Source organism: Nonomuraea fastidiosa (genome assembly GCF_042751225.1).
Lineage (GTDB): Bacteria > Actinomycetota > Actinomycetes > Streptosporangiales > Streptosporangiaceae > Nonomuraea > Nonomuraea fastidiosa.
This window is the reverse complement of sequence record NZ_CP170570.1, coordinates 6196369-6219382: the sequence shown is the minus strand read 5'-3', so window position 1 is coordinate 6219382 and position 23014 is coordinate 6196369. Positions and strand designations below refer to the sequence as shown.

Below are 23014 nucleotides of genomic sequence, written 5' to 3'. Positions count from 1 at the left end.
GCGACGATTTCCGGAACGTTTCCGAATTTCGCGCACGGCACAGCCAAGCCCTGACACCGACGCTTATCGCGCGAGATCACCGCCGTCCGCAATTCCTCATTCTCGGACGGCGCGAAAAACGAAACTCAGCTGAGCTGATTGTTCAGCACCCCTGGTGTCACCGGCGTGGGGAGCCTCGGATGCATACGGCGCCGTCGGCACCTCGGACAACGGGATGAGGATGAGGATGAGGCCCGGTCAGCAAGATCCCCTCCGGTCGGCGAACGCAAGTCCCCACAGAGACCGTCGGCAGGCGCAAGTCCCCACAGAGAACCCCACAGAGAACAGAGCCGCGAGCGGGCGCGGGGATACAGGCGTTGCGGCGGGGGACGCGGCGCCGGGCTCACCTTGCCGTCGCCGGTGAGGTTCGTTCGCAGGTCCACCTGGTGCCCGGCACCGGTGGCCGGTTGCTCTGCGGCCCACGCGGCCCTGGGACGCCGCGTTCACCGGCCTGCCGGGGGCGCGGTGGCCATGAAGCAGTTCTTCGCGTCACGAGCCGGGCAGAGCAGTGGCTCCTCGTTCGGCTCCCCACAACGCGGAAGGGGTGCCAGAGAGATTCTGGCACCCCTTCTTCCACCAGTCGGGACGACAGGATTTGAACCTGCGACCCCTTGACCCCCAGTCAAGTGCGCTACCAAGCTGCGCTACGTCCCGGTGGTTGTGTCGGCCGCCCCCTGCGGGGTGGGACGTCATAACCTTAGCGCACATCGGAGGTGCACGCGTACACGGAAAGCGGGAGCGGAGGCGGCCAGTGGGGCGTAGGCCGAGCATCGATCGCGAAGAGTTGGCCAGACTCGTCGCTGAAGGGCGGACGGTGCAGGAGCTGGCGGCTCACTTCGGGGTGAGCGAATCGGGGGTGCTGCAGGCCAAGCGCGCCGCCGGATTGGCCAAGCCGATGCTCGACCACAGCGCCGCACTGCCGTGGAAGCTGGCCAGGAAGCACTCCCAGTCGGGGCCGGCCACGAACCTGCGCAACCTGTCGGCGGCGGCCCAGGGCAAGCCGCCCGCCTCCGAACGGCTGAACACCGCGCTGCGGTGGGCTCAGCGGCTCGTGGACGCGGGCCTGGACGTGGCCTACGACCCCGAGGAGGGCTTCAGCGAGGTCCCCGCCTCCCCGGAGGGCTCACACGTCGCGAAGATGCTCGAGGCGGCCAGGAAGGCACTCGAAGCTCGCTGAAGCGTGGGTTTCGGCATACCCGCTCAGGGCAGTCGCTGGTCCTCAACAGAGAGACCGGAGGCGAAAACATGACCACCTGGATATGGGTGGCCGTCGTCGTGGTCGCGGTGGTGGCGCTCGCCGCAGTGGGATATTTCGTGCTGCAGCGGCAGACGCGTCGTTCCCACCTCCGCGAACGCTTCGGCCCCGAGTACGAACGCACGGTCGCCGAGCACGACGATCGCCGCGAGGCCGAGCAGGAGCTGCTGGAACGCGAGCAGCGGCACGCCGAGCTGGACATCAGGCCGCTGCCGGAGGAGTCGCGCGACACGTACGCGAGCCGCTGGACCGAGGTGCAGGAGCGCTTCGTCGACGCGCCCGGCTACGCGGTGACGGAGGCGGACCAGCTCGTGACGGCCGTGATGGCCGAGCGCGGTTACCCCACCGAGGACTTCGAGCAGCGCCTGTCCGACCTGTCGGTTGGGCACGCGGAGACCCTCGACCACTACAGAACGGCTCACGAGATCAGCGGGCGCGCGGCCAGGAAGGACGCCTCCACGGAGGACCTCCGGCAGGCCATGGTGCACTACCGCGCGCTGTTCGAAGAGCTGCTCCACGAGACCACCCGAGGACGGTGAGCACGACATGAGCGGCAACGACGAGCTGAAGGCCCCCCACAGCGACCCGCACAGGGACGGCAGGGACGGCAGGGACGGCACGGACGAGTTCAGGGAGAGGGTCCAGGACGGCCCCGGAGACGGCCTCAGAGACGGTCTGAGGGACGGCGAAGACGCGACCGCCCGGACCGGTAACGAGCCGGCGCACGACCACGCGACCAGCCGTGACGGCGACGAACTGGCGCGGTCCGAGGCGCGGACCGACCGCATTCCCCCGCAGGCCATGGGCGATCACGACGACGATCCGCCCGGCGGCCCCTGCGCGGAGCAGGCCCCGGCGCACGCGGCCCCCGATGACATCGTCCTGTTCGACCAGGACCCCACCCAGGTGCAGGCGCGCTGGCGCGACCTGCAGGCGTCGTTCGTGGACGACCCCGGCGAGGCGGTGCGGCGCGCGGACGGGCTGGTCGGCGAGGTGGTGGAGTCGCTCACCAGCAGCCTGACGAGCCGTACGGCGGCGCTGCGCGGCCGCTGGAAGGACGCGGGTGGGGCGGAGACCGAGCAGCTTCGTCTGGCGCTGCGCGACTACCGCAACGTGCTGGAGCGCCTGCTGGCGCTCTCCGGCTCCCCGAGCCCCCAGCAGGGCGCCGGGCAGGCCGCCGAGGCCCGGCACAGCGTTCTGGGAACGAGGTGACGTGCCATGCTCGCGATCGTGGCGGCCGTCATCTTCGGCCTCGGTTTCCTGCTGGATCTGGTAGGGGCGTCGATCCCCGGCGGGTTCTCCGGCATGACGTTCGTCCTGCTGGGGCTGACGCTGCTGGCGCTGCATCAGGCGGGGGTCGGCACGGCCGGCGTCCGTTCGGGCTCCGGCGGCTGGCGCAGCAGGGCCCGCCGGTAGGACAAGGCACAGGGCCCGCCGGCAGGGCGGAGAACCCACCGGCGGGACGAGCGGAGGGGCCCGGATCTCCGGGTCCCTCCGACGTCAGATCCGGGCCTCCCCGACGTAATATCCGGGCCTCTGCGACATAAGCCGACATACGACGACATAAGCGAGGTAAGGGAACGGGACGTCAGGCTTTGCCGGGGAAACGCATGGTGACCGTGCTGCCCCCGCCGCCGACGTGCAGGGTCAGGTCGGAGGAGAGCAGGCGGGCCACCCACAGCCCCATGCCGCCCACGGAGCCGGGCATCGGGCCGGGCTTCCACGAGCCGTCGTCGTGGATCTCGACGACGACGTCCCCGTCGTGCGTCCACGTGCGCATGGACGCGTGGTCGTGCCCGTGGGTGACGGCGTTGGTGGCGACCTCGTTGACGGCGATGACGAAGTCGCCGATGGCCTCCTCGGGCATGCCCGCGGCCCTGGCCTCCTCCTCGGCGTGCCGCCGGACCAGCGGCAGGTCCGGCAGCGTGAACCGCAGGCTTTTCACGGGCGCGCCGGGCGGCGGGCCCGTACGGCCCCGCTGAGGCTCCACGCCCTCGTTCACCCGGTGACCGCCCCCGTCAGGAGACCAGCTCGGCGCGCAGCTGGTCGAGGACCTTGCGCAGGATGCGGGACACGTGCATCTGCGAGATGCCGAACTCGGCCGCGATCTCGGCCTGCGTCATGTTGCCGAAGAAGCGCAGCAGCAGGATGTGCTTCTCGCGGGACGGCAGCGCGTCGATGAGCGGCTTGACGGCCTCCCTGTCGACCATGGTGCTCAGCGTGTCGTCGTCCTCCGGTATGACGTCGCCGAGCGAGGCGGCGTCGTCGTCGGTGCCGAGCGGCGCGTCGAGCGAGAGCGTGCTGTACGCGGCCGAGGCGTCGAGCGTCAGCAGGACGTCCTCCTCCGTGATGTTCATCTTGGCGGCGAGCTCCGCCACGGTCGGGGACCTGCCGAGGTCCTGGCTGAGGTCGGCGACGAGCCGGTTGAGCTCCGAGCGTCGCTCCTGGTAGAGGCGCGGCACCCGGATGGCCCAGGTGCGGTCACGGAAGTGCCGCTTGACCTCGCCGGTCATCGTCACGACCGCGTAGCCCCTGAACGCGTGGCCGAGGGTCGGGTCGAAGCCGTTGACGGCTTTCATCAGGCCAACATACGCGGCTTGAAGGAGATCCTCCAAAGGCTCGCCGCGGTAGCGGTAGCGTCGGGCGATCTCCATGGCGAGCGGCCTGTGCATCTCGACGATGCGCTCGCGCAGGCGTTCCCTGTGGCTGTCGGGCGTCTCTTCCTTGACCATTTCGGCAAGGAGTTCTTCCGCGGTCATATCCTCGAGGACGTATTCCTGCAGAGCCATCGCTGCTCCTCATATGGATCGCAGGCGGCCCCCGCAAGGGAAAAAGCCCATGCAGAGGCACGCCTCGTCTGGTCGCGAGACCGAAGCCCTCTGCTGGACTTCCGGAACCAGTGTCCCCCGTGCGGCCGGAAGTATTCCTCGATCGCCTGGTGACAGTAGGGTTGCTCCGTGACATTGCCGGAGAACGGCGGGGAGCCCGTGGCGTCCCTCAGCCTGACGTCGTCGACCGTGGACGGGATCACCGTGGTGCGGGTCGACGGCGTGCTCGACGCCACGACGCGCGCCCAGTTCGCCGACTATCTCACCATGGCCGCTTCCGACCTGATCCTCGATCTGGCCGGGGTGACGTTCATGGACTCGCGCGCGCTCGGGCTGATCGTGCATCGCTGGCAGGCCAGCCTCTCGGCCGATGCCAAGTTCGCCCTCATCGGCGTGGAATACACCAAGTCGAAGGTGATGTGGATCACCGGTCTCGCCCAAAGGCTGCCGATCTACGAGACGCTCGAGGACGCGCTGGCCGCCATCAACAAGTAGCCGCGCCGGCGCGTTCCCGACGCGCAGACGGGCGAAGCGGACGGCGCGTTCCCGACGCACGGACGGGCGAAGCGGACGGATCCGGCGGGCCGCAGGGGGGCGGAGGCGGTCGAAAGCGGGCGGGCCGCAGGCGGGCGATGAGGGCGGGAGCGACGTTCAGGCGCGCTCTCACGCCTTGCGGCGGCGCCACCCGCGTCAGCTGCGCTTCGACGACTTGCGCTGGTGCTCCTCCACCAGGAGCCTGGCCAGGTCGGCCACCTTCACCTGGTGGTGCTGGGAGATGCGGCGCAGCTCCTCGAACGCGGCCTCGGCGCTGCACCCGCTGGTCTGCATGATGATGCCCTTGGCCTGGTCGATCAGCGAGCGGCCGGCCAGGGCCTCCTGGAGCTGGGCGGCGTCGGTGCGCACCTCCTCGAACTCCCACATGTTCGCCATGGCCACGCCGACCTGCTCGGCCAGCATGTCGGCGAGCGAGCTCGCGCCCTGCGGCGAGAACGCGCCGGGGCGTACGGAGTAGAGGCCGACGATGAGCAGGGCGGGCGGCACCTCGATGGGTACCACGAGCACCGAGCGGACGCCCGAGCGGGTGGCCAGCGCGTCGTAGCGGGGCCAGCGGGTCTCGGTGAGCACGTCGGTCACGGTGGCGCGGCCGCCGCTCTGCCTGGCCTCGATGGACGGGCCCTCGCCGAGCTCGCGTTCGCCTTCGACGAGCAGGATCAGCTCGCTATGTGAGCCGGAGACCAGCACCCGGTGGTCGCGCCAGTGCTCGGCCGAGGCGCCCGAGCAGCCGGGCACGCCCGCCGTCAGCGCCGCGGTGAGCCCGCGCAGCACGCTCTCCGTCGAGGTGTCCTCACCGAGGCGGCCGAGCGCGGCGAGGTCTCGCGCGAGTCCGGGGGTGATCATCGCGGTCGATTCCATAGCAACAAGCATCTACCCCTTATGGCTAGCGTTATCCCGGGTGGCGTAGCGTTCAGACATGACCATGCCGGACCTCGAACACGCGCTTGACGCGCTGGCCGGGCGCGTCGCCTCGCTGCGCGAAGCGAGGGCCGCCTACCCCAGCGACCTGGCGCCCACACTCGACGCCGCGCTGGCCGAGCTCGACACCGCCACCGAGCTGCTCGCCGAGGCCCGCGAGGAGCTGCGCAAGGCGCCGAGGCGGCCGGGCGGCAAGAAGGACGGCGGGCAGCGGGAGCTGAAGCTGCTGCGCCAGGTGTTCCGCTCCTTTCCCGTGCCGGTCATCGTGCTGGACGGCGGCGGCGTGGTCAGGCGGATCAACCCCGAGACCTCGCGCATGCTGGGCAGCCCCGACGGCTATCTCGTGGGCCGCTCGTTCCCGCTGCTGGTGGACGTGTCGCGGCGGGCGGCGTTCCGGTCGCATCTGACGGCGGTGCTGCAGACGGGGCAGCCGTCGGCGTTCGAGACGCGGCTGGCGCACCAAGGGCGTACGCACACCGTGCAGCTCGCGCTGACCAGGCTGACGATGCCCGGCGAGCCGCAGCAGATGGTGGCGGCGGTGGCGCTGCCGACGGAGGTGCAGCTGCCGGAGCCGGGCGCGCGGCGGCCCGAGCAGGCCGACGGCGCGCTGCTGCTGGCCGCGGCCAAGCGCCAGGACCTGCTGAGCAGGATGGCCAGGCTGCTGCTGGAAGAGGACGCGCTGATGCGTCCCGGCGCGCTGCAGCGGGCCACGCGGCTGCTCGCGGCCGAGTGGGCCGACTGGGTGATCGCGGACCTGCTGCGCGACGGCCTGCCGCACCGCGCGGCCGTCATGGCGCCCAAGAACCATCCGCTGGGCGACCTGGTCAGGCAGGTGGAGTCGGCCGACCCGGCGGGCAGCTCGATCGTGATGCAGGTGCTCGACCACCGCACCGGCGTGGTGCGGGAGATGGTGGACCACGAGACGCTGCTCGGGTTCTGCGCGGAGGGTCCGCTGCTGACCGCCATGGGCGCGGGCTCGCTGCTGTCGGTGCCGATCGGGCACGGCGACGGCGTGCTGACGCTCGTACGCGCGCATGACCGGCCTCCCTTCGGGCTCGCCGACCTGGGCGTCATGCAGGAGGTGGGGCTGCAGCTCGGGCTGGCGCTGCGCGCCCAGGTGAGCTTCCAGAGCCGCTCGCGGGCCGCGGACGCGCTGTCGGCGAGCGTCGCGCCGCGCAACCTGCCCGACGTGCCCGGCTACGAGGCGGCGGCCGTCTACAACCCGGGCTCGTCGGTGGGCGCGGAGTTCTACGACGTGTTCCCGGTCGCGGGCGGCGGCTGGGGTTTCGCGCTGGGCGGCGCGGCGGGCAAGGGCGAGGAGGCGGCCTCGGTCAGCGCGATGGTCAGGGGCGGCCTGCGGGTGCTGAGCGTCTGGGAGTCCGACCCTGAGCCGGTCATGCGCAAGGTGAACGAGGCCCTGGTGGCGCAGGGCACCGGCATGTTCGTGATGGCGGTCGCGGGCTTCGTCAAGGGCCGGCGGATCAGGCTGTCGTCGGCCGGCCACCATCCGGCGGCCATCCTGCAGCCGGACGGCGCGGTGCGCTTCGCGGCGGGCGGCGGGGTGCCGCTGGGCATCTCCGCCGAGGCCGAGACCGAGGTCCAGACGCTCACGGTGGCGGCGGGCGAGACGCTGGTGCTCTATTCGGAGGGCCTGGTCTCCTCGCGCAACGAACGCGGCGAGCCGTACGGCGAGGAGCGGCTGGCCGACGTGCTGGGCCGGTGCGCGGGCCAGGCGCCGTCTGCCGTGGTCAAGACGGTCGAGGATGACCGGCACGCGTTCTCCGGCGGCCAGGTTTGGGATGAGATTGTGGTGTTCGCACTCCGCGGTGTCTGATTCGCGGTGGTTTGCGATCTGGACAAACCTGGGTATGGTCGGAGAAGTAGAACGACGTGCCTAAGACGCAGGCACACCTTTGAAGCTGCTCTTTCACGCTGAGGTGTGCCATGAATATCGCAATCGTCGCTTCCACGAACGGCAACCAGCGCCACCGCATTCTCTCCGTGGCACGAGAACTGGGGCGCGAGCACCACGTCACCATCTACTCCCGCCGTGACAGCGCCGACGGCAAGCCCAAGACGCGGGTGGCCCCGGGTGTCACGCTGGAGAACATCGACGTTGGGCCCGCAAAGGAGCTGGCCGCCGACGAGGTGGCGCCGTACCTGAACGAGGTGGGCCTGCATCTCGGCAAGCGCTGGTCGCAGGATCGCCCCGACGTGATCCACGCCTTTTCGTGGACAGGCGGGCTGGTCGCGGTGGCGGGCGCCGAGGGTCTCGGGGTGCCGGTGACGCAGACGTTCCACCGGGTCGACGCCGGACACAAGGACTTGGAGCGGGCGCTCGGACGCCGGGCCAACGCGGTCATCGCGGGCTCGGGCGACGAGGAGTCCGCGCTCATCCGGCTGGGCGTCCCGCGCGGGAACATCTCCGTGGTGCCGTACGGCGTCGACACCGAGCGCTTCCAGCGCCGGGGCGCGGTGGCCACGCGCGGCAGCCGCAAGCGCCTGCTGCACGTCGGCCCGCTGTCGATCGACCGGGGCGCGCACACGATCGTGCGGGCTCTTCCCGGGCTCGGCGACGACGTTGAGCTCGTCATCGCCGGCGGGCCCGAGCCGGACGAGCTGGAGCAGGACCGCGACGCCCGCCGCCTGCGGGCGCTCGCCGAGCAGCTCGGCGTCGCCGACCGGGTGACGCTGCTCGGCCAGGTGAAGCGGGCCGCCGTACCGAAGCTGATGCGCAGCGCGGACGCCGTGGTGTCGGTGCCGCGCGAGGCCGTGACGGGCATCGTGGCGCTGGAGGCCATGGCCTGCGGCGTGCCGGTGATCGCCTCGGCCGTGGGCGCGCACCTCGACTCCATCATCGACGGCGTCACCGGGCTGCTGGTGCCGCCGGACCGGCCGGCCCGCACCGCGCACCTGGCCCGCGAGCTGCTCTACGACCCCACGCTGCGCACCGCACTCGGCTACGCCGGCGCCGACCGGGCACGCTCGCGCTACTCCTGGGAGCGGGTGAGCCAGGAGCTGGTCCGGGTCTACGAGTCCTGCGCCTGACCCTGCTGCCCCACGCCCTCCCCCGCATCTACCCCGGCAGGTGGCTCCGGCCACCTGCCGTCTCCCTGCCAGGAGCTCAGAGGAGACGGGCGGCCTTGAGCGCCAGGTGCACGGCCAGGCGGTCGTCGCCGTCCGACAGGTCGCGGTGGGTGAGCCGCTCGGCCTTGGCCAGCCGGTAATAGAGCGTCTGGCGGTGCACGCCGAGCTGCGCGGCGGTCTGCTGGACGTGGCCGCCCCGATCCAGATAGACCTCCACCGTGTGGGCCAGCTCCGCGTCCAGCGCCGCCGCCTCGGCCGCCAGCTCGCGCAGGTCGGCCTGGCTGAGCCGGGCGAGCAGGCGGTGCACGCCCAGGTCCTCCCAGCGGGCGATCGGGGCGTGGCGCGGGAAGTGCTCGGCGACGCGCAGCGCCTGGCGGGCCTCGCGCCAGCTCAGCCACGCCTCTCCCGGGTCGTCGCGGGGCGCGCCGACGCCGGCCGCGGTGCCGTAGGCGCCCTGGACCGTACGCGCCACCTCCTCCGCCAGGTGTGAGGGGGCGAGCAGCGCCACAGGAGAGCCGGTACGCGCCAGCACGCCGCGCGGCAGCGTCCACAGGGCGGCCACGCGCTCCGGCGACTCGCGTACCGCGATGGCCGTCACCGGCCCCGTCACCTCCAGCGAGACCGACGCGCGCTCCTCGGGGTCGGCCGACAGCAGGGCGCGCAGCCCGTACCCGAGGTCCTGGCGGCTGCGCGCCTCCTGGGCGAGCGCGGCGGCGGCCCTGGCCACCAGCGGCGCGGCCGACGCGAGCCGCTCGTCGGTCAGCTCGCCCGAGTCGAGCAGCCACAGGTAGCCGTAGGTGACGTCGGCGTGTCGCAACGGCCAGCAGACCCTGGCGAGGACCTTCAGCTCGGCGTCGGCGGGGATCCTGACCGGGCCGCTCGCGCGGGCGATGCCGTAGCGCTCGAAGTACTCGCGCACCTCTCCGGTGGCGCGCCGGCGCAGGATCGACTCCTGGCGTACCGTGTCGATGTCGCCGTGCTGCGCGCCGTAGGCCAGCAGCCGGAACGAGCGGTCCTCCAGCGTCGCGGACGCGCCCAGCCGGGCGGCGATCTCGTCCACGATCTCTTGCAGATCTGCCGAGTTGTGCATTTGTACGACAGCCTCCCACACCGGGCGTTACGCGCGTCGATGGCCCCCTCTGAGCTGGCTTTTTAGACTCGAAGCATGCTGGGTCAACTGCTGCTCGCCGCTTCACGGAGCGGGCTCGTACGCCGTTCCGTGTCAAGCTTCCCGCTCACGAAGAGAGTCGTGGAGCGGTTCGTCGCGGGTGAGAGCGTTCAGCAGGCCCGTGACGCCATCGAGCGGCTGCGCGACGCGGGGCTCGCCGTGACGATCGACCACCTGGGCGAGGAGACGCTCGACGCGCGGGCCGCCGAGGCGACCACCGACGCGTACATCACGCTGCTGCAGACCATCAAGCCGCTCGACCTGGGCGGGCGGGGTGAGGTGTCGGTCAAGCTGTCGGCCGTCGGCCAGCGGCTCGACGAGTCGATGGCGCTTGAGCACGCCCGCGAGATCTGCGCCGCCGCCGCGGCCAACGGCTCCACCGTGACGCTCGACATGGAGGACCACACCACGGTCGACTCCACGCTGACGATCCTGCGCAAGCTGCGCGAGGACTACCCCGGCACCGGGGTGGCGATCCAGGCGTACCTGTTCAGGAGCGAGCAGGACTGCCGGGACCTCGCGGCCGAGGGCTCCCGCGTACGCCTGGTCAAGGGCGCCTACCGCGAGCCCGCCTCCGTCGCGCACCAGGGCAGGACCGCCGTCGACAAGGCGTACGTGCGATGCCTGCGGATCCTCATGGCGGGGAAGGGGTACCCCATGGTGGCGACGCACGACGATCGCATGATCGCGATCACGGAGCTGCTCGCCGACCGGTTCGGGCGGACGATCGGCGACCACGAGTTCCAGATGCTCTACGGAATCAGGACCGACCTGCAGGAGTCCCTGGCGGGGGCAGGCCACACGGTCCGCGTCTACGTTCCTTACGGCGACGACTGGTACGGGTACTTCATGCGCCGCCTGGCCGAGCGCCCCGCCAACGTCGCCTTCTTCCTTCGTGCCCTTGGGGGTAAGTAAATGGATGCCATCAGCAACGTCCCCGTGCCCGCGAACGAGCGTGTGTACGGCTACGCGCCCGGCAGCCCCGAGCGGGCCGCGCTGGAGGACCGCATCAAGGAGCTGGCCGGTTCGACGGCCGAGCTCACCATGACCATCGGCGGCGAGCAGCGTCTGGGCGGCGGCGCCCCCATCGACGTGGTGCAGCCGCACAACCATGCCTCCGTCCTGGGCCGTACCAACGACGCTACGGCCCGGGACGTGCAGGACGCCATCGACGCCGCGCTCGCGGCGGCGCCGTCCTGGCGCGCGATGTCGTTCGACGACCGGGCGGCGATCTTCCTGCGGGCCGCCGACCTGCTGGCCGGGCCGTGGCGGGCGACGCTGAACGCGGCGACCATCCTCGGGCAGTCGAAGTCGGTGCAGCAGGCGGAGATCGACTCGGCCTGCGAGCTGATCGACTTCCTGCGCTTCAACGTCTCGTACGCGCGCAAGCTCTACGCCGACCAGCCGATCTCCTCGCCCGGCGTGTGGAACCGGATGGAGTACCGCCCGCTCGAAGGGTTCGTGCTGGCGATCACGCCGTTCAACTTCACCGCCATCGCCGGCAACCTGCCGACCTCCGCGGCGCTGATGGGCAACGTCGTCGTCTGGAAGCCGTCGCCCACCCAGCAGTTCGCCGCGCACTTCACGATGCGGCTGCTGGAGGCCGCCGGGCTGCCTCCCGGCGTGATCAACTTGGTCACCGGCAACGGGCAGGCCGTCTCCGAGGTGGCGCTCACCCACCCGGCGCTGGCCGGCATCCACTTCACCGGCTCCACCGCGACGTTCCAGCACCTGTGGCGCACCGTCGGCGAGAACATCTCCGGCTATCGCGGCTATCCGCGCCTCGTCGGCGAGACGGGCGGCAAGGACTTCGTGCTCGCCCACCCCTCCGCCGACCCGGCCGTGCTCTCGACCGTGCTGATCAGGGGCGCCTTCGAGTACCAGGGCCAGAAGTGCTCGGCCGCCTCCCGCGCGTACGTGCCGCGCTCGGTCTGGAACCGCATGCGTGACGACTTCGTCGCCACCGCCGAGTCGCTGACCGTCGGCGACGTGGCCGGGGACCTGTCGACGTTCATGGGCGCGGTCATCGACGCGCGCGCCTTCGCCAAGCACAAGACCGCCATCGACCGGGCGCGGGCGGCGGCGAACATCGACGTGCTCACCGGCTCGTACGACGACTCCGTCGGCTACTTCGTCAAGCCGACCATCCTGGAGTGCGCCGACCCCACCGACGAGATCTTCGTCAAGGAGTACTTCGGGCCGATCCTCGGCGTGCACGTCTACGACGACGGCGACTACGACAAGGTGCTCGACCAGATGGAGGGCATCGCGCCGTACGCGCTGACCGGCTCGATCGTCGCCGACGACCGGTACGCCATCGCCGACGCCTCCCGGCGGCTGCGCTTCGCGGCCGGCAACTTCTACATCAACGACAAGCCGACCGGCGCCGTGGTGGGCCAGCAGCCGTTCGGCGGCGGCCGGGCCTCCGGCACCAACGACAAGGCGGGCTCGATCCACAACCTGACGCGGTGGGTGAGCGCCCGCGCGATCAAGGAGACGTTCGTGCCTCCCACCGACCACCGTTACCCGCACATGGGCTGAACCGCCCATCACAGCCGAGAGCCTCCCGGTCCTGCCCCGGGAGGCTCTCGGCGTTCCCGGTATGGCTTCAGGGGGTCCGGGCCTGGCTCTCGGGGTCCCGGCGTGGCTCTCGGGGTCCCGGCATGGCTCTCGGCGTTCTGCCGATGGCATGAAGTGCAATGATCGTGTCATTGACGCCTTCGCCGGGCCGCGCCCAGCATGGGAGGCATGCAGCGACGAGTCCTCATCGTCGTCTTCCCCGGTTTCCAGCTGCTCGACATGGCCGGGCCGGCCGACGTCTTCGCCACCGCCACGCACATCCGGCCCGAGGCGGGCTATGCCGTCGAGGTGGGGTCGGCGGCGGGCGGCGAGGTCACGGCGGGCAACGGCGTGACCGTCACCACCCGGCCGCTCGCCGGGATCGGCGAACCGGTGGACACCCTGATGGTGGCGGGCGGGCCCTCCGTACCCGACCGGCTGGGCGACGCCGAGCTGATCGGGCAGATCGCCCGGCTCTCCGCGGGCGCGCGGCGTACGGCGTCGGTGTGCAACGGCGCGTTCCTGCTCGCCGAGGCCGGCCTGCTCGAACGGCGGCGCGCCACCACGCACTGGCTCGTCGCCGACGACCTGCGCAGCCGCTACTCCGGCGTGGACGTGGACGCCGACCCCCTCTACATCGAGGACGGCCACGTGTGGACGTCGGCAGGCGTGCTGTCCGGCGTGGACCTCGCGCTCGCCCTCGTCGCCAAGGACCACGGCCACGACCTCGCCAGGAAGGTCGCCCGCGGGCTCGTGGTCTATCTGCACAGGCCCGGAGGGCAGAGCCAGTTCAGCACCGCCATGCGGGCGCTGACGCCGCGCAGCGAGCCGCTCAGGGAGCTGCAGGGCTACATCGACGCGAACCCGGCCGCCGACCTCAGCGTGCCCGCGCTCGCCGCGCGGGCCGGCATGAGCCAGCGCCACTTCTCCCGCGTCTTCACCGCACAGACCGGCATGTCACCCGGCCGGTACGTCGAGCGCAGCCGCGCCGACACCGCCAGGCGGCTCCTGGAGGTCACCTCGCTGCCGCTCGACGCCGTGGCCAGGGAGTCCGGGCTCGGCTCTGCTGAGACCCTCTACCGCGTCTTCAGGCGGCACTGGCGGATCTCCCCCGGCGACCACCGGCGCCGGTTCCAGTCCAAGGAGAGGTAATCCTCATGCACGTCGCCATCCCGCTCTACCGCCGCTTCACCGCCCTCGACGTGGCCGGGCCGTACACGGTGCTGAACATGGCGCCCGGGTTCTCCGTCACGCTCGTCGCCGCCGAGCGCGGTCTCGTCTCCGACGACTGGGGCACGTTCCGGCTCGAGGCCACCGCCTCGTACGACGAGGTGCCCGCGCCGGACGTCATCATGGTGCCCGGCGGCACCGGCACCCTCGACGCGCTCTCCGACGAGGCGCTGGTCGGCTGGATCCGCCAGGCGCATCGGCACACCCGGTGGACCACCTCCGTCTGCACCGGCTCCCTCCTGCTCGGCGCGGCCGGCATACTCAAGGGCCTCCCGGCCACCGGCCACTGGGCGCTCCTCGACATGCTCAAGCAGTACGGCGCCGAGCCGGTGAGCTCGCGGGTGGTGACGACCGGCAAGATCGTCACGGCGGCGGGGGTGTCGGCGGGCATCGACATGGCGCTCACGCTCCTCGCCGAGGCCGCCGACGAGGCCACCGCCCAGGCCGTGCAACTGGCCATCGAGTACGACCCCGAGCCGCCCTTCACCTCCGGCTCCCTGCGGGGCGCCCCGGAAGGCATCCCCGACCGCGCGCTCCACCTCCTGACCGACGTCCCCGCCTAGAAGCCCACCGCCGTCCCGGTCTTCGACCGGCGACCGGCCCAGCAGGCAACGCCCCCGAACCCGGAGAGCGGCACGACCGCCCCACGCCTCACTCCGGGCGGTGGGTGGTGTCTCCGCAGGCCGCGCCAAGCGCTGAGCCTCACCTCCTCACCGCCCCGCTGTCACGACCGGCCGCGGACCACTGCTCAGACGGCGGCGCGCCGAGGGCTGTCGTGACCGTGGCGGGCGCGCGGGCGCGCGATCATTCGCTGGCGTACGGGCACGCGTTCCCGATCATTCGCTGGCGTACGAGCACGCGTTCCCGATCATTCGCAGGCGTACGGGCGCGCGCTCCCCATCATCTCTTCCCGATCATTCTTCGCGCGCGACGCCCAGGGGCAGGACGTCGAAGTGGACGACCACGTGCTCGACCCCCGCCTCGCCCGCCGGCCCGTCCGTCGCGGCGGTCTCGACCGGCTCCCCAGAGACGGCCGCCCCTCCGGAACCGGCCGGGCCCGCGGAGGCGGCGACCCCGGCGCGGGCGTCCGACAGGGCACGGTAGCGTTCCAGCACCTCGTACACCTCGTCCTGCATCCGTGCCGTCTCCTCGGCGGTCAGCCGAAGTGAGCGGCGGCCGAAGCCGCTGACCTCCACCCACTCCTGCGGCGCCTTGCCGAGCATCCGCCGCCAGCGGGCCAGCTCGGCGCCACGCTGACGGACCAGATCGTCGAGCAGGTAGTCGACGGCCTTGGCGGTCTCGGGGTCGTCGTCGGGCCGGTCGCCGTAGGAGTAGCCACCCGGCGGGATGCGCCAGTACTTCTCCTTGCCGCGCCCCATCCCGGGCACCACCTCGATCATGCCGTGCCTGGCCAGCTCGCGCAGGTGGTAGCTGGTGGTGCCGGTGTTCTGGTCGAGCAGGCCGGCGAGGCGGGTGGCGGTGGACGGCCCGTGCTCGTCGAGCAGCTCGTAGATGCGCAGCCGCAGCGGGTGGGCGAACGACTTGAGGGCGTTCGCGTCGAGTGTCCTGGCCGGGTAGCTCTTGCTCCCCATCTTGTGCAAACCGCTCTTTGCAAAGAAGACTGTGCACACTTTTCCTTACACAGACTATCGGAGGAGACGACGGCGGGCCTGGGGCGTCCGTTCGCCTTCCTGTTGTCATCGACGGCGCTGTCCAACCTGGCCGACGGCCTGCTGAAGGTGGGGGGCCAACCTCGTGCGCGCCGCGCTCCTGGCCCTGGTCACCGCGTTCGCCTTCACAGGGACACTCGATTACCCGCTGCTGCTCGCGGCGGTACTGCTGGCCGGGGTGAGCGAGGTGTTCGCCGGCCTCTCCGCGCGGTCCATCCTGCCGATGACCGTCTCAGGCCGCGACCTGACCAGGGCCAACGGCCGCGTCTCGACCGCCATGATGATCGGCAACGAATTCGTCGGCGCGCCGCTCGGGGGCCTGCTCGTCGCCCTCGTGCCCGCCGTCCTGTTCGGCGCCCCGGCCCTGCTGTACGCCGCCGCCGACCTGCTCCTGCTGGGCATGCACAGCACGTTCGCGCCTGCCGCGCCCGTCCGCGTACGGCCGATGCGGGCCGACATCAAGAGGCGCTGGCGTTCCTGTGGTCGCACCGGGTGCTGCGCTGCCTGGCGCTCACGGCCGGGACGGTCAACTTCGCCAACGCCGCCTACTTCGGCGTCTTCGTGCTCTGGGCGGTCGGCGAGGAGTCGGCGATCGGGCTGGAGCCCGCCCAGTACGGCCTGATGACCACGGCGCTGGCGGCAGGCGCCATACCGGGGTCGCTGCTGTCGGAGTGGGCGACGCGGCTGTTCGGAGAGCTGCGTACGCTCCTGGGCGGCTGGCTGGCCAGCAGCCTGCTGCTCCTGGTGCCCCTGCTCGTGCCGTCCCCGTGGACCCTCCACCCCACCGCCGTGCTCTGGGGCGTGGTCGGCGCGGCGGTCAACGTCCTGGTGATCTCGACCCGGCAGCGGCTCATCCCGGTGGAGCTGCTCGGCAGGGTCAACTCGGCGTACCGGCTCATCGGCATGGGCGCGATGCCGCTCGGAGCGGCTCTCGGAGGCGTCGTGGCCGAATTCACCGGGGTTCCTGCCGTCCTCACAGGCGCGACTGGAGTATGTTTGGTGGCTGTCGGGCTGCTGTGGCGCGCTTTGTCGGGTCGAAAATTCCACGCCTCTGACCAGCACCGCCACACTTTCCGGCATATCCGGATCACGTTAGGCACCCAAGAGCCTGTACGGAAGTGACATGATTATCCCCGAGCATGAGGGGATGGTATGCGGCAGATCGGCGGACGGTACCTCCTGAACGAGGAGGCCGGTCGTGGGGGTATGGGAGTTGTCTGGCGGGCGTTCGATCAGCTCCTTCACCGTACGGTGGCGCTCAAGGAGCTGACCCTTACCGGCGAGGTCGAGATGGTACGCCGGAGGGTGCTTCGTGAGGCCAGGATGGCCGCCGGGCTGAGCCACCCCAATATCGTGACGGTGCACGACCTGATCGAGGAGGGCGGCAAGCTCTGGATCGTGATGGAGTACCTCGACGGGCTCTCACTGCACCAGTTGCTCTCCCAGGTGGGCACGCTGCCCGCGCAGTCGGTGGCGGCGATCGGCCAGCACCTGCTGGCGGCGCTGCGTACCGCCCACGAGGCGGGTGTGCTCCATCGCGACGTCAAGCCCGCCAACGTCATGCTGACGGGCGACCGGGTGGTGCTCACCGACTTCGGCATAGCGACGGCCGAAGGCGACATCCGCATGACCACGTCGCGGCGGCTGCGCGGCACCCCGGCGTTCATGGCGCCTGAGCGGTTGCACGGCGGGCCGGCCAGCAAGGAAGCGGACATGTGGTCGTTCGGCGCCACCCTGTACAGCGCCATCGAGGGCCAGCCGCCCTACCCTGGCCAGGACGCGGCGACCGTGCTCGGCATGGCGCGCAGCGGCCCCTACCCGCCGCCGCGCCGCGCCGGGATCATGCGCCCGCTCATCGAGGGCCTGCTGCACCACGACCCGGTGCGCAGGTTCACCCTGGAGCAGACGGCGGGCCTGCTGGCCGGCATGCGCGCCAGCGCCTACCAGGCGGCCATCTGACGACACCCGTCCGGTGACGCCTCGGCCGTCGAGCGCCGGCCGAGGCGAGGTCCGGAAGGTGTGCGCGTCCCAGCGTTCAGCCGCTCCTCGCGAGCGCAGCCGCCCGGCGCCCATCGCGCGCCGTGGGCGCGTCAGCGGCCTCAACGCCGTGGCAGGGGCCTCAACGCCGTGGCAGGCGCGTCAGCGGCCTCAACGCCGTGGCAGGGGCCTCAACGCCGTGGCAGGCGCGTCAGCGGCCTCAACGTCGTGGCAGGCGCGTCAGCCTTCCTTCTTGGCGCGGGCCTCCGCCTCGGCGGCGTCCATGGCCTCGGCCTCTTCGGGGGTGGGGGCGGTGCCGCCGAGGTGGGCCGGCTGCCACCAGACGCCCGGCGGGATCTCCGGGTACGTGCGCTGCGCCCGGTCCACCAGCTCGGTGAGCCGCCCGCGCAGGTCGGCGACGTGATCGGCCACGTTCTCGCCGCGCTTGGGATACATCGGCTCGCCCACCAGGATGGTCATCGGGATGTGCCGCTGCAGCAGCTTGCGCGGTCGGCCCTTGGTCCACAGGCGCTGACTGCCCCACAGCGCGACGGGGATCACGGGGGTGCCGGTGGCCTGGGCCATGCGGACGGCGCCGTTCTTGATCTCCTTCACGGTGAACGAGCGGCTGATCGTGGCCTCGGCGAACACGCCGACGACCTCGCCGGCCTTGAGCATGCGCAGGGCGGTGGCGTACGAGCCGGCCCCGCGCCCCGGTCGACCGGAATGTGGTGCATGCCGCGCATCAGCGGCCCGGAGACGGGGTGCTTGAACACGTCCTCCTTGGCCATGAACCGCACCAGCCGCTTCGACGGCAACGCGGCGAACCCGGCGAAGATGAAGTCGAGGTAGCTGATGTGGTTGCTGACCAGCACCGCTCCCCCCGACCGCGGCACGTGCTCGGTCCCCTCCATGTGGAAGCGGATGTCGAGCACGCGAAAGAGGGTCCGCGCGGCGGCGATCACCGGCGGGTACACGATCTCAGCCATGAGCAGACCGTAACCTACTCGGGCGGCTCCGGCGGACGTGGGAGCCCGGCCACCGCGTCCGTCCCGGCCCCGGCCACCGCGTCCGTCCCGGCCCCGGCCACCGCGTCCGTCGCGGCCCCGGCCTGAGCGTCCGCGCCGGCCGGCTTGAGCATGACATCCAGCCCGCCCGCGCCATGACGCTTGCGCGGTCGTGAAAAAGGGCAGATGTTCTGACCATGAAGAAGCTCATCAACACGGCTGATTCCGTCGTTGAGGACGCATTGAACGGCATGGCCGCGGCTCACCCGTCGCTGCGGGTCCGCGACAACGTGGTCTATCGAGCGGCGGGGCCGAGGCCGGGCAAGGTAGGCCTGGTGTCGGGCGGGGGTTCGGGGCACGAGCCGCTGCACGCGGGGTTCGTCGGTTACGGCATGCTCGACGCCGCCTGCTGCGGCGAGATCTTCACCTCGCCGGTGCCCGACCCGATCATCGAGGCGACCACGAGCGTGGACGGCGGCGCCGGGGTGCTGCACATCGTCAAGAACTACACCGGCGACGTGCTCAACTTCGAGATGGCGGCCGAGCTGGTCGAGGGCGTCGAGGTGGCGAGCGTGCTGGTGGACGACGACGTCGCCGTACAGGACTCGCTCTACACGGCGGGCCGGCGCGGCACGGGCGCGACGCTGTTCGTGGAGAAGATCGCCGGTGCGGCGGCGGAGGAGGGCCTGCCGCTGGAGGACGTCGCCGCGGTGGCGGCCGACGTCAACCGGCGCAGCCGGTCGTTCGGCATCGCGCTGACCTCCTGTACGCCGCCCTCCGCCGGCAAGCCCATCTTCGACCTGCCGGAGAACCAGGTGGAGCTGGGCATCGGCATCCACGGCGAGCCTGGCCGCACCCGGGTGCCGATCGCACCGGCGCGCGAGCTGGCGGGCGTGGCGATGGACGCGATCCACGGCGACATGCCGCTGCGCGGCGACCTGCTGGTCATGGTCAACGGCATGGGCGGCACCCCGCTGTCGGAGCTGTACGTGGTGTTCGGCGAGGTGGCGGCGTACGTCAAGGGCAGGGGGGCGAGGGTGGCGCGCTCGCTGGTGGGCAACTACGTGACGAGCCTCGACATGCAGGGCTTCTCGGTCACCGTCTGCCCGCTGGACGACGAGCTGACCCGCTTGTGGGACGCGCCGGTCGAGACGCCGGGACTGCGCTGGGGGCGATGATGGACACCGATCTGTTCGTGGCCTGGTTCGAGGAGAGCTCCAGGCTGATCCGCCGCGAACGCGACCGCCTGACCAGGCTGGACGCGGCGATCGGCGACGCCGACCACGGCACCAACCTCGACCGCGGCTTCTCCGAGGTGTGCAAGGCGCTGGCCGACGATCCCCCGGGCTCGGCGTCGGAGGTGCTGACGACGGCGGGGACGATCCTGATCCGCCGGGTGGGCGGCGCGGCGGGGCCGCTGTACGGGTCGTTGTTCCGGCAGATGGGCAGGGCGCTGCGGGAGTCGCCGGTGACGCTCGCGGGCTTCGCGGCGGCGTTCGAGGACGGCGTGGTGGCGATCGAGCGGCTGGGCAAGGCCACGCCGGGCGACAAGACGATGGTGGACGCGCTCACCCCCGCCTCCCGTGCGCTGGCGCTGGCCGTACGCGACGGCGTCGGCGTGCACGAGGCGCTGGTCAAGGCGGCGGACGCGGCTCTGGAAGGGGCCAAGGCCACGATCCCGATGCAGGCGAAGAAGGGCAGGGCGAGCTACTTGGGGCAGCGCAGCATCGGCCACGAGGACCCGGGAGCGGCCTCGGCGGCGCTGCTGCTCGAAGCGCTGGCGAGCGTGGCGGGATGAGGGCCGCGGGTGCGCGCTCGTGGCCGGGCTTGAGAAAGGCGGTGCGATCGTTGGGCGGCGAGGCGCTGTGACGGTGGGCGTGGTGCTGGTCTCACACAGTGCCGGGCTGGCGGCCGAGGCCGTGCGGCTGGTCCGGGGCATCGCGGGCGATGACGTGCCGGTGGCGGCCGCGGGCGGGACGGCCGACGGCGGGCTGGGCAGCAGCGTGGAGGTGATCGAGAAGGCGGTGCGCAGCGTCGACGACGGGGACGGGGTGGTGCTCATCCCCGACATCGGCAGCTCGGTGCTGAACGCCCGGCTGCTGGCCGATGAGGGCAAGGCGGTGGTGGTCGACGTGCCGTTCCTTGAAGGCGCGATCGCGGCGGCGGTGACGGCGGGCGCGGGAGAGACGCTGGCCGAGGTCGTGGCGGCCGCCGAGGAGGCCCGCACCCACCGCAAGTTCTGACGCGGGCGCCCCTCGGCGGGCAGAGCCCGTCAGTGGCCCTTGAACGCCCGTCAGTGGCCCTTGAACGCCTCCTCCAGCCACCAGGAGCCGCGTTCCCTGGTCACCTTGCCGTGTACCAGCAGCGGACGGTCCCTGGGCCCGGAGAGCCAGGCGGAGACGCCCGCCAGGTCCTCGCGGCGGGTGACGGTGACGGCGTCCATGCCGTGGCCGCGCGCGATGGCGGCGAGGCCGGCGGGTGGGAACGTGACCGTGCCGAGCGGGTGGTCGTGCGGGCCGAAGTGGTGCACCTCGGCTCCGTACGCCTCGTCGTCGTACACGACGATCACCATCGGCAGCCCCAGCCGGACCACGGTCTCCAGCTCGGCGAGCCCCATGAGGAAGCCGCCGTCGCCGAGCGCGGCCACGGGGAGCCGGTCGGGCCGGGCGAGCGCGGCGCCGATCGCGGTCGCAAGGCCCAGACCGACCGACTGGAACGCCTGGGTGAAGCAGAAGCCGTTCTCGTCCGGCACGTCCAGGAACATCGACGGATATCCCATGAAGTTGCCGGAGTCGATGGAGACGACGCGCTCGGCGGGCAGCAGGTCGTCCAGGCCGATGGTGAGCGTCCTGGGGTCGATCCTGCCGCCCGCGCCGTCGTCGTCGTACGGCACCGCCCGCCACCGTCCCTCGGCCCTGATGCGCCCGGCCAGCTCGGGCGTGCGGTAGCCGGTGCGCTGCGGCACCGCGTCCGCCAGCGCCGCGGCGACCTCGGCCACGTCGCCGACGACGCCGATGCCGGCGGGCACGTGGGTCTTGAGCGCGGCGGGTTCGAGGTCCACCTTGGCCACCCTGGCGCCGGGCGAGACGAGCGAGCCGTGCCGGGTGGTCCACATGTTGAGCGCGCAGCCCCAGCCCACGATGAGGTCGGCGTCCCGGATCAGCTCCGCGGCCAGCGGGGTGGCGAAACCGCCGGAGACGTCGAGGTCCCACGGGCTGCCGCGGAACAGGCCCTTGGCCACGGCCGAGGTGGCGAGCAGCGCCCCGGTGCGTTCGGCCAGCGCCTCCAGCTCGCGGCGGGCGTGCCGGGCGCCGCGGCCGGCGATGAACACCGGCCGCCCGGCCGTCTCCAGCGCGGCGGCCAGCTCGCCGATCTCGGGCTCCACGCGGGGCGCGGCCGGCTCGGCGGGCACGTCGAGTCCGCCGGAGTGAGGCGCGGCCTGGACGTCGAGCGGCAGGTTGAGCAGCACCGTACGCCGCTCCCCCACCGCCAGCCGGTACGCCCGCGCCGCCTGCGCGACCGCATCGCCCGCGTCGGTGACGCGCATCGCCACCGCGCCCACCGCCGTGGCGAGCCCGGCCTGGTCGATGTGGAAGTTGGACTGCGGCTCGGTGGCCTCGCCGGCCAGCACGACCAGCGGCGTGCGGCTCTTGGCCGCCTCGGTGATGCCGGTCAGCGCGTTGGTCAGCCCGGGACCCTGGTGCACCGAGACGATGCCGGGCCGGCCGCTCATCCTGGCATGGGCGTCGGCCATGGTGGCGGCCCCGCCCTCGTGACGGGCGGCGACGAAGCGCACGCCGGCGGCCACGAGGGCGTTGGTGACGTGGAAGTTGCCGCTGCCGACCACCCCGAACGCGGTCTCGGCTCCGCAGGCGGCCAGGGCCCGGCCGACGGCCTCGGCGACGATCAACGTTCCACCAGGGCGAGCACGCGGACGGGGCTGCCGGAGCCGCCCACGATGGGCAGCGGCGGCGCGACCACGACGGCGCCGGTGACGGGCAGGCGGTCGATGTTGCGGAGCTGGGTGAGCCCGTACTTGCCCGCGCCCAGGAGGAAGGAGTGGCACGGGAACGGCGGGTCGAAGGAGTGCGCGGCGCCCGCGTCGGTGCCGACGGTCTCCACGCCGATCCCCAGGATGGGCGTCTCGGACGCCAGCCACTCGGCGCACTCGGCGGAGATGCCGGGCGTGTGCGGGCCGTTGTCGTCGGCGTTGATGAACGCGGCCTGGTCGCCGGAGCGGGCGTCCCAGCCGGTGCGGTAGAGCAGCCAGCCGCCGTCGGGGAGCGGGCCGTTGGCGCGCTCCCACTGCTCGACGTGGTCGATCTGGAGGAGGAAGTCGGGGTCCTTCGCCGCCTCGTCGGCGAAGTCGAGCACCACGGCGGGCGCGATGAGGCTGCGGGCCGGCACCTGGGAGACGTCCTGCCCGTCGCGGGCGGTGACCCAGTGGACGGGAGCGTCGAAGTGCGTGCCCGTGTGCTCTCCGGTGTGGATGTCGTTCCAGTACCACGCCGGGCCGCGGTCGTCGTACCGGCTGATCTCCTCGAGCCGGAACGGGATCGTGTTGGCGAACGGCTCGGGCAGCTGGAGGATCGGTGTCTCCGCGGTGAGTGGCGCGGTCAGGTCGATCACCTCGATCGCCCCGCTGCGCACGCTGTCCACGAAGCTCTGCAACACCGACATGTCTTCCTCCTCGGTAGGGCTGAGCCGCATCCTCCTACGCT

Annotated in this window: 25 protein-coding genes, 1 tRNA gene and 1 pseudogene; 17 read left to right on the top strand and 10 right to left on the bottom strand. The window is 71.8% G+C overall.

Translation table 11 applies throughout. The features are described 5' to 3' along the window. Positions 1–619 precede the first annotated feature (619 nt). Positions 620–693: transfer RNA gene (locus tag ACFMQL_RS28650), tRNA-Pro, on the bottom strand. A gap of 130 nt (positions 694–823) precedes the next feature. Here ACFMQL_RS28650 and ACFMQL_RS28645 point away from each other — a divergent pair. The 4 genes from ACFMQL_RS28645 (at position 824) to ACFMQL_RS28630 (ending at position 2710) form a co-directional block, all read left to right on the top strand. Beyond that, positions 824–1216: a hypothetical protein gene (locus tag ACFMQL_RS28645; protein ID WP_364054400.1), complete on the top strand. Its 393-nt coding sequence runs from the start codon at positions 824–826 to the stop codon at positions 1214–1216. Positions 1217–1284: 68 nt separating this feature from the next. Beyond that, a complete protein-coding gene (locus tag ACFMQL_RS28640) occupies positions 1285–1833 on the top strand; it encodes a hypothetical protein (protein WP_378787891.1) in 549 nt (182 codons plus the stop codon). A gap of 7 nt (positions 1834–1840) precedes the next feature. After that, complete coding sequence (locus ACFMQL_RS28635; RefSeq protein ID WP_378787889.1) at positions 1841–2506, top strand: hypothetical protein; 666 nt, start codon at positions 1841–1843, stop codon at positions 2504–2506. 6 nt (positions 2507–2512) lie between these two features. Next, the gene (locus ACFMQL_RS28630; RefSeq protein ID WP_364054409.1) at positions 2513–2710 is read left to right on the top strand and encodes a hypothetical protein; all 198 of its coding nucleotides are present in this window, start codon (positions 2513–2515) and stop codon (positions 2708–2710) included. A gap of 172 nt (positions 2711–2882) precedes the next feature. On the opposite strand, the gene ACFMQL_RS28625 is transcribed toward ACFMQL_RS28630, so the two are convergent. Beyond that, positions 2883–3284: an ATP-binding protein gene (locus tag ACFMQL_RS28625; protein WP_364054412.1), complete on the bottom strand. Its 402-nt coding sequence runs from the start codon at positions 3282–3284 to the stop codon at positions 2883–2885. 28 nt (positions 3285–3312) lie between these two features. Further along, complete coding sequence (locus ACFMQL_RS28620) at positions 3313–4083, bottom strand: SigB/SigF/SigG family RNA polymerase sigma factor (RefSeq protein WP_364054415.1); 771 nt, start codon at positions 4081–4083, stop codon at positions 3313–3315. A gap of 168 nt (positions 4084–4251) precedes the next feature. On the opposite strand from ACFMQL_RS28620, the gene ACFMQL_RS28615 reads away from it, so the two are divergent. Beyond that, positions 4252–4617 (top strand): STAS domain-containing protein, encoded by a 366-nt coding sequence (locus ACFMQL_RS28615; RefSeq protein WP_364054418.1) that lies wholly within the window; start codon positions 4252–4254, stop codon positions 4615–4617. A gap of 195 nt (positions 4618–4812) precedes the next feature. Here ACFMQL_RS28615 and ACFMQL_RS28610 read toward each other — a convergent pair whose 3' ends face one another. Then, positions 4813–5535: a GAF and ANTAR domain-containing protein gene (locus ACFMQL_RS28610; RefSeq protein WP_364054421.1), complete on the bottom strand. Its 723-nt coding sequence runs from the start codon at positions 5533–5535 to the stop codon at positions 4813–4815. Between the two features lie 58 nt (positions 5536–5593). On the opposite strand from ACFMQL_RS28610, the gene ACFMQL_RS28605 reads away from it, so the two are divergent. Continuing rightward, positions 5594–7429, top strand: a complete 1836-nt coding sequence (locus ACFMQL_RS28605) for a SpoIIE family protein phosphatase (RefSeq protein WP_378787886.1) — start codon at positions 5594–5596, stop codon at positions 7427–7429. Positions 7430–7539: 110 nt separating this feature from the next. Next, entirely contained in the window at positions 7540–8643 is a 1104-nt protein-coding gene (locus tag ACFMQL_RS28600) for a glycosyltransferase (protein ID WP_378787884.1), read from the top strand. Positions 8644–8719: 76 nt separating this feature from the next. Here the strand turns inward: ACFMQL_RS28600 and ACFMQL_RS28595 are convergent, their stop codons facing one another. After that, the gene (locus tag ACFMQL_RS28595; RefSeq protein ID WP_364054430.1) at positions 8720–9772 is read right to left on the bottom strand and encodes a helix-turn-helix domain-containing protein; all 1053 of its coding nucleotides are present in this window, start codon (positions 9770–9772) and stop codon (positions 8720–8722) included. A 75-nt stretch (positions 9773–9847) separates the two neighbouring features. Between ACFMQL_RS28595 and ACFMQL_RS28590 the strand changes: the two genes are divergently transcribed. The 4 genes from ACFMQL_RS28590 (at position 9848) to ACFMQL_RS28575 (ending at position 14202) form a co-directional block, all read left to right on the top strand. Then, positions 9848–10765, top strand: a complete 918-nt coding sequence (locus tag ACFMQL_RS28590) for a proline dehydrogenase family protein (RefSeq protein ID WP_364054433.1) — start codon at positions 9848–9850, stop codon at positions 10763–10765. Further along, complete coding sequence (pruA, locus tag ACFMQL_RS28585) at positions 10766–12391, top strand: L-glutamate gamma-semialdehyde dehydrogenase (RefSeq protein ID WP_364054436.1); 1626 nt, start codon at positions 10766–10768, stop codon at positions 12389–12391. A 207-nt stretch (positions 12392–12598) separates the two neighbouring features. After that, entirely contained in the window at positions 12599–13561 is a 963-nt protein-coding gene (locus ACFMQL_RS28580; protein WP_364054439.1) for a GlxA family transcriptional regulator, read from the top strand. 5 nt (positions 13562–13566) lie between these two features. Then, a complete protein-coding gene (locus ACFMQL_RS28575) occupies positions 13567–14202 on the top strand; it encodes a DJ-1/PfpI family protein (RefSeq protein WP_364054442.1) in 636 nt (211 codons plus the stop codon). Positions 14203–14553: 351 nt separating this feature from the next. Here the strand turns inward: ACFMQL_RS28575 and ACFMQL_RS28570 are convergent, their stop codons facing one another. Then, positions 14554–15231, bottom strand: coding sequence for an ArsR/SmtB family transcription factor (locus ACFMQL_RS28570; RefSeq protein ID WP_378787882.1), 678 nt, complete (start codon positions 15229–15231; stop codon positions 14554–14556). Between the two features lie 163 nt (positions 15232–15394). Here ACFMQL_RS28570 and ACFMQL_RS28565 point away from each other — a divergent pair, with 163 nt between their 5' ends. From ACFMQL_RS28565 to ACFMQL_RS28555, 3 genes are read left to right on the top strand one after another with little or no spacing between them, the layout of a single operon-like run. Beyond that, complete coding sequence (locus tag ACFMQL_RS28565) at positions 15395–15931, top strand: hypothetical protein (protein WP_378787880.1); 537 nt, start codon at positions 15395–15397, stop codon at positions 15929–15931. Then, the gene (locus ACFMQL_RS28560; RefSeq protein ID WP_378790219.1) at positions 15871–16431 is read left to right on the top strand and encodes an MFS transporter; all 561 of its coding nucleotides are present in this window, start codon (positions 15871–15873) and stop codon (positions 16429–16431) included. The genes ACFMQL_RS28565 and ACFMQL_RS28560 overlap by 61 nt, the downstream gene beginning before the upstream one ends. A 30-nt stretch (positions 16432–16461) precedes the next feature. Next, on the top strand, positions 16462–17268 hold the full coding sequence (locus ACFMQL_RS28555; protein ID WP_364054448.1) for a serine/threonine-protein kinase: 807 nt from the start codon (positions 16462–16464) through the stop codon (positions 17266–17268). Positions 17269–17526: 258 nt separating this feature from the next. On the opposite strand, the pseudogene ACFMQL_RS28550 reads toward ACFMQL_RS28555, so the two are convergent. Continuing rightward, positions 17527–18200: pseudogene (locus ACFMQL_RS28550) on the bottom strand (lysophospholipid acyltransferase family protein). Between the two features lie 89 nt (positions 18201–18289). After that, the gene (locus ACFMQL_RS28545) at positions 18290–18427 is read right to left on the bottom strand and encodes a hypothetical protein (protein ID WP_378787878.1); all 138 of its coding nucleotides are present in this window, start codon (positions 18425–18427) and stop codon (positions 18290–18292) included. 63 nt (positions 18428–18490) lie between these two features. Here ACFMQL_RS28545 and dhaK point away from each other — a divergent pair, with 63 nt between their 5' ends. The 3 genes from dhaK to ACFMQL_RS28530 all read left to right on the top strand — a co-directional run bounded on the left by dhaK (position 18491) and on the right by ACFMQL_RS28530 (position 20536). After that, a complete protein-coding gene (gene dhaK, locus ACFMQL_RS28540) occupies positions 18491–19471 on the top strand; it encodes a dihydroxyacetone kinase subunit DhaK (protein WP_378787876.1) in 981 nt (326 codons plus the stop codon). Then, on the top strand, positions 19468–20091 hold the full coding sequence (gene dhaL / locus ACFMQL_RS28535; RefSeq protein ID WP_364054457.1) for a dihydroxyacetone kinase subunit DhaL: 624 nt from the start codon (positions 19468–19470) through the stop codon (positions 20089–20091). Before dhaK ends, dhaL begins: the two co-directional genes overlap by 4 nt. A gap of 82 nt (positions 20092–20173) precedes the next feature. Next, the gene (locus ACFMQL_RS28530; protein WP_364054460.1) at positions 20174–20536 is read left to right on the top strand and encodes a phosphoenolpyruvate--protein phosphotransferase; all 363 of its coding nucleotides are present in this window, start codon (positions 20174–20176) and stop codon (positions 20534–20536) included. 50 nt (positions 20537–20586) lie between these two features. Here ACFMQL_RS28530 and ACFMQL_RS28525 read toward each other — a convergent pair whose 3' ends face one another. Together ACFMQL_RS28525 and ACFMQL_RS28520 are read right to left on the bottom strand one after the other, a co-directional pair. Continuing rightward, positions 20587–22203, bottom strand: coding sequence for a thiamine pyrophosphate-binding protein (locus ACFMQL_RS28525; RefSeq protein ID WP_378787874.1), 1617 nt, complete (start codon positions 22201–22203; stop codon positions 20587–20589). After that, complete coding sequence (locus ACFMQL_RS28520) at positions 22200–22973, bottom strand: cyclase family protein (RefSeq protein ID WP_364054466.1); 774 nt, start codon at positions 22971–22973, stop codon at positions 22200–22202. Before ACFMQL_RS28520 ends, ACFMQL_RS28525 begins: the two co-directional genes overlap by 4 nt. Between the last annotated feature and the right edge of the window lie 41 nt (positions 22974–23014).

Bases quoted from the DNA above. Each gene is read 5' to 3' on its own strand.
- ACFMQL_RS28640 (WP_378787891.1), top strand. From the start codon at position 1,285: ATGACCACCTGGATATGGGTGGCCGTCGTCGTGGTCGCGGTGGTGGCG.
- ACFMQL_RS28635 (WP_378787889.1), top strand. From the start codon at position 1,841: ATGAGCGGCAACGACGAGCTGAAGGCCCCCCACAGCGACCCGCACAGG.
- ACFMQL_RS28630 (WP_364054409.1), top strand. From the start codon at position 2,513: ATGCTCGCGATCGTGGCGGCCGTCATCTTCGGCCTCGGTTTCCTGCTG.
- ACFMQL_RS28620 (WP_364054415.1), bottom strand. From the start codon at position 4,083: ATGGCTCTGCAGGAATACGTCCTCGAGGATATGACCGCGGAAGAACTC.
- ACFMQL_RS28610 (WP_364054421.1), bottom strand. From the start codon at position 5,535: ATGGAATCGACCGCGATGATCACCCCCGGACTCGCGCGAGACCTCGCC.
- ACFMQL_RS28605 (WP_378787886.1), top strand. From the start codon at position 5,594: ATGACCATGCCGGACCTCGAACACGCGCTTGACGCGCTGGCCGGGCGC.
- ACFMQL_RS28600 (WP_378787884.1), top strand. From the start codon at position 7,540: ATGAATATCGCAATCGTCGCTTCCACGAACGGCAACCAGCGCCACCGC.
- ACFMQL_RS28595 (WP_364054430.1), bottom strand. From the start codon at position 9,772: ATGCACAACTCGGCAGATCTGCAAGAGATCGTGGACGAGATCGCCGCC.
- ACFMQL_RS28590 (WP_364054433.1), top strand. From the start codon at position 9,848: ATGCTGGGTCAACTGCTGCTCGCCGCTTCACGGAGCGGGCTCGTACGC.
- pruA (WP_364054436.1), top strand. From the start codon at position 10,766: ATGGATGCCATCAGCAACGTCCCCGTGCCCGCGAACGAGCGTGTGTAC.
- ACFMQL_RS28580 (WP_364054439.1), top strand. From the start codon at position 12,599: ATGCAGCGACGAGTCCTCATCGTCGTCTTCCCCGGTTTCCAGCTGCTC.
- ACFMQL_RS28575 (WP_364054442.1), top strand. From the start codon at position 13,567: ATGCACGTCGCCATCCCGCTCTACCGCCGCTTCACCGCCCTCGACGTG.
- ACFMQL_RS28570 (WP_378787882.1), bottom strand. From the start codon at position 15,231: ATGGGGAGCAAGAGCTACCCGGCCAGGACACTCGACGCGAACGCCCTC.
- ACFMQL_RS28555 (WP_364054448.1), top strand. From the start codon at position 16,462: ATGCGGCAGATCGGCGGACGGTACCTCCTGAACGAGGAGGCCGGTCGT.
- ACFMQL_RS28545 (WP_378787878.1), bottom strand. From the start codon at position 18,427: ATGCTCAAGCCGGCCGGCGCGGACGCTCAGGCCGGGGCCGCGACGGAC.
- dhaK (WP_378787876.1), top strand. From the start codon at position 18,491: ATGAAGAAGCTCATCAACACGGCTGATTCCGTCGTTGAGGACGCATTG.
- dhaL (WP_364054457.1), top strand. From the start codon at position 19,468: ATGATGGACACCGATCTGTTCGTGGCCTGGTTCGAGGAGAGCTCCAGG.
- ACFMQL_RS28520 (WP_364054466.1), bottom strand. From the start codon at position 22,973: ATGTCGGTGTTGCAGAGCTTCGTGGACAGCGTGCGCAGCGGGGCGATC.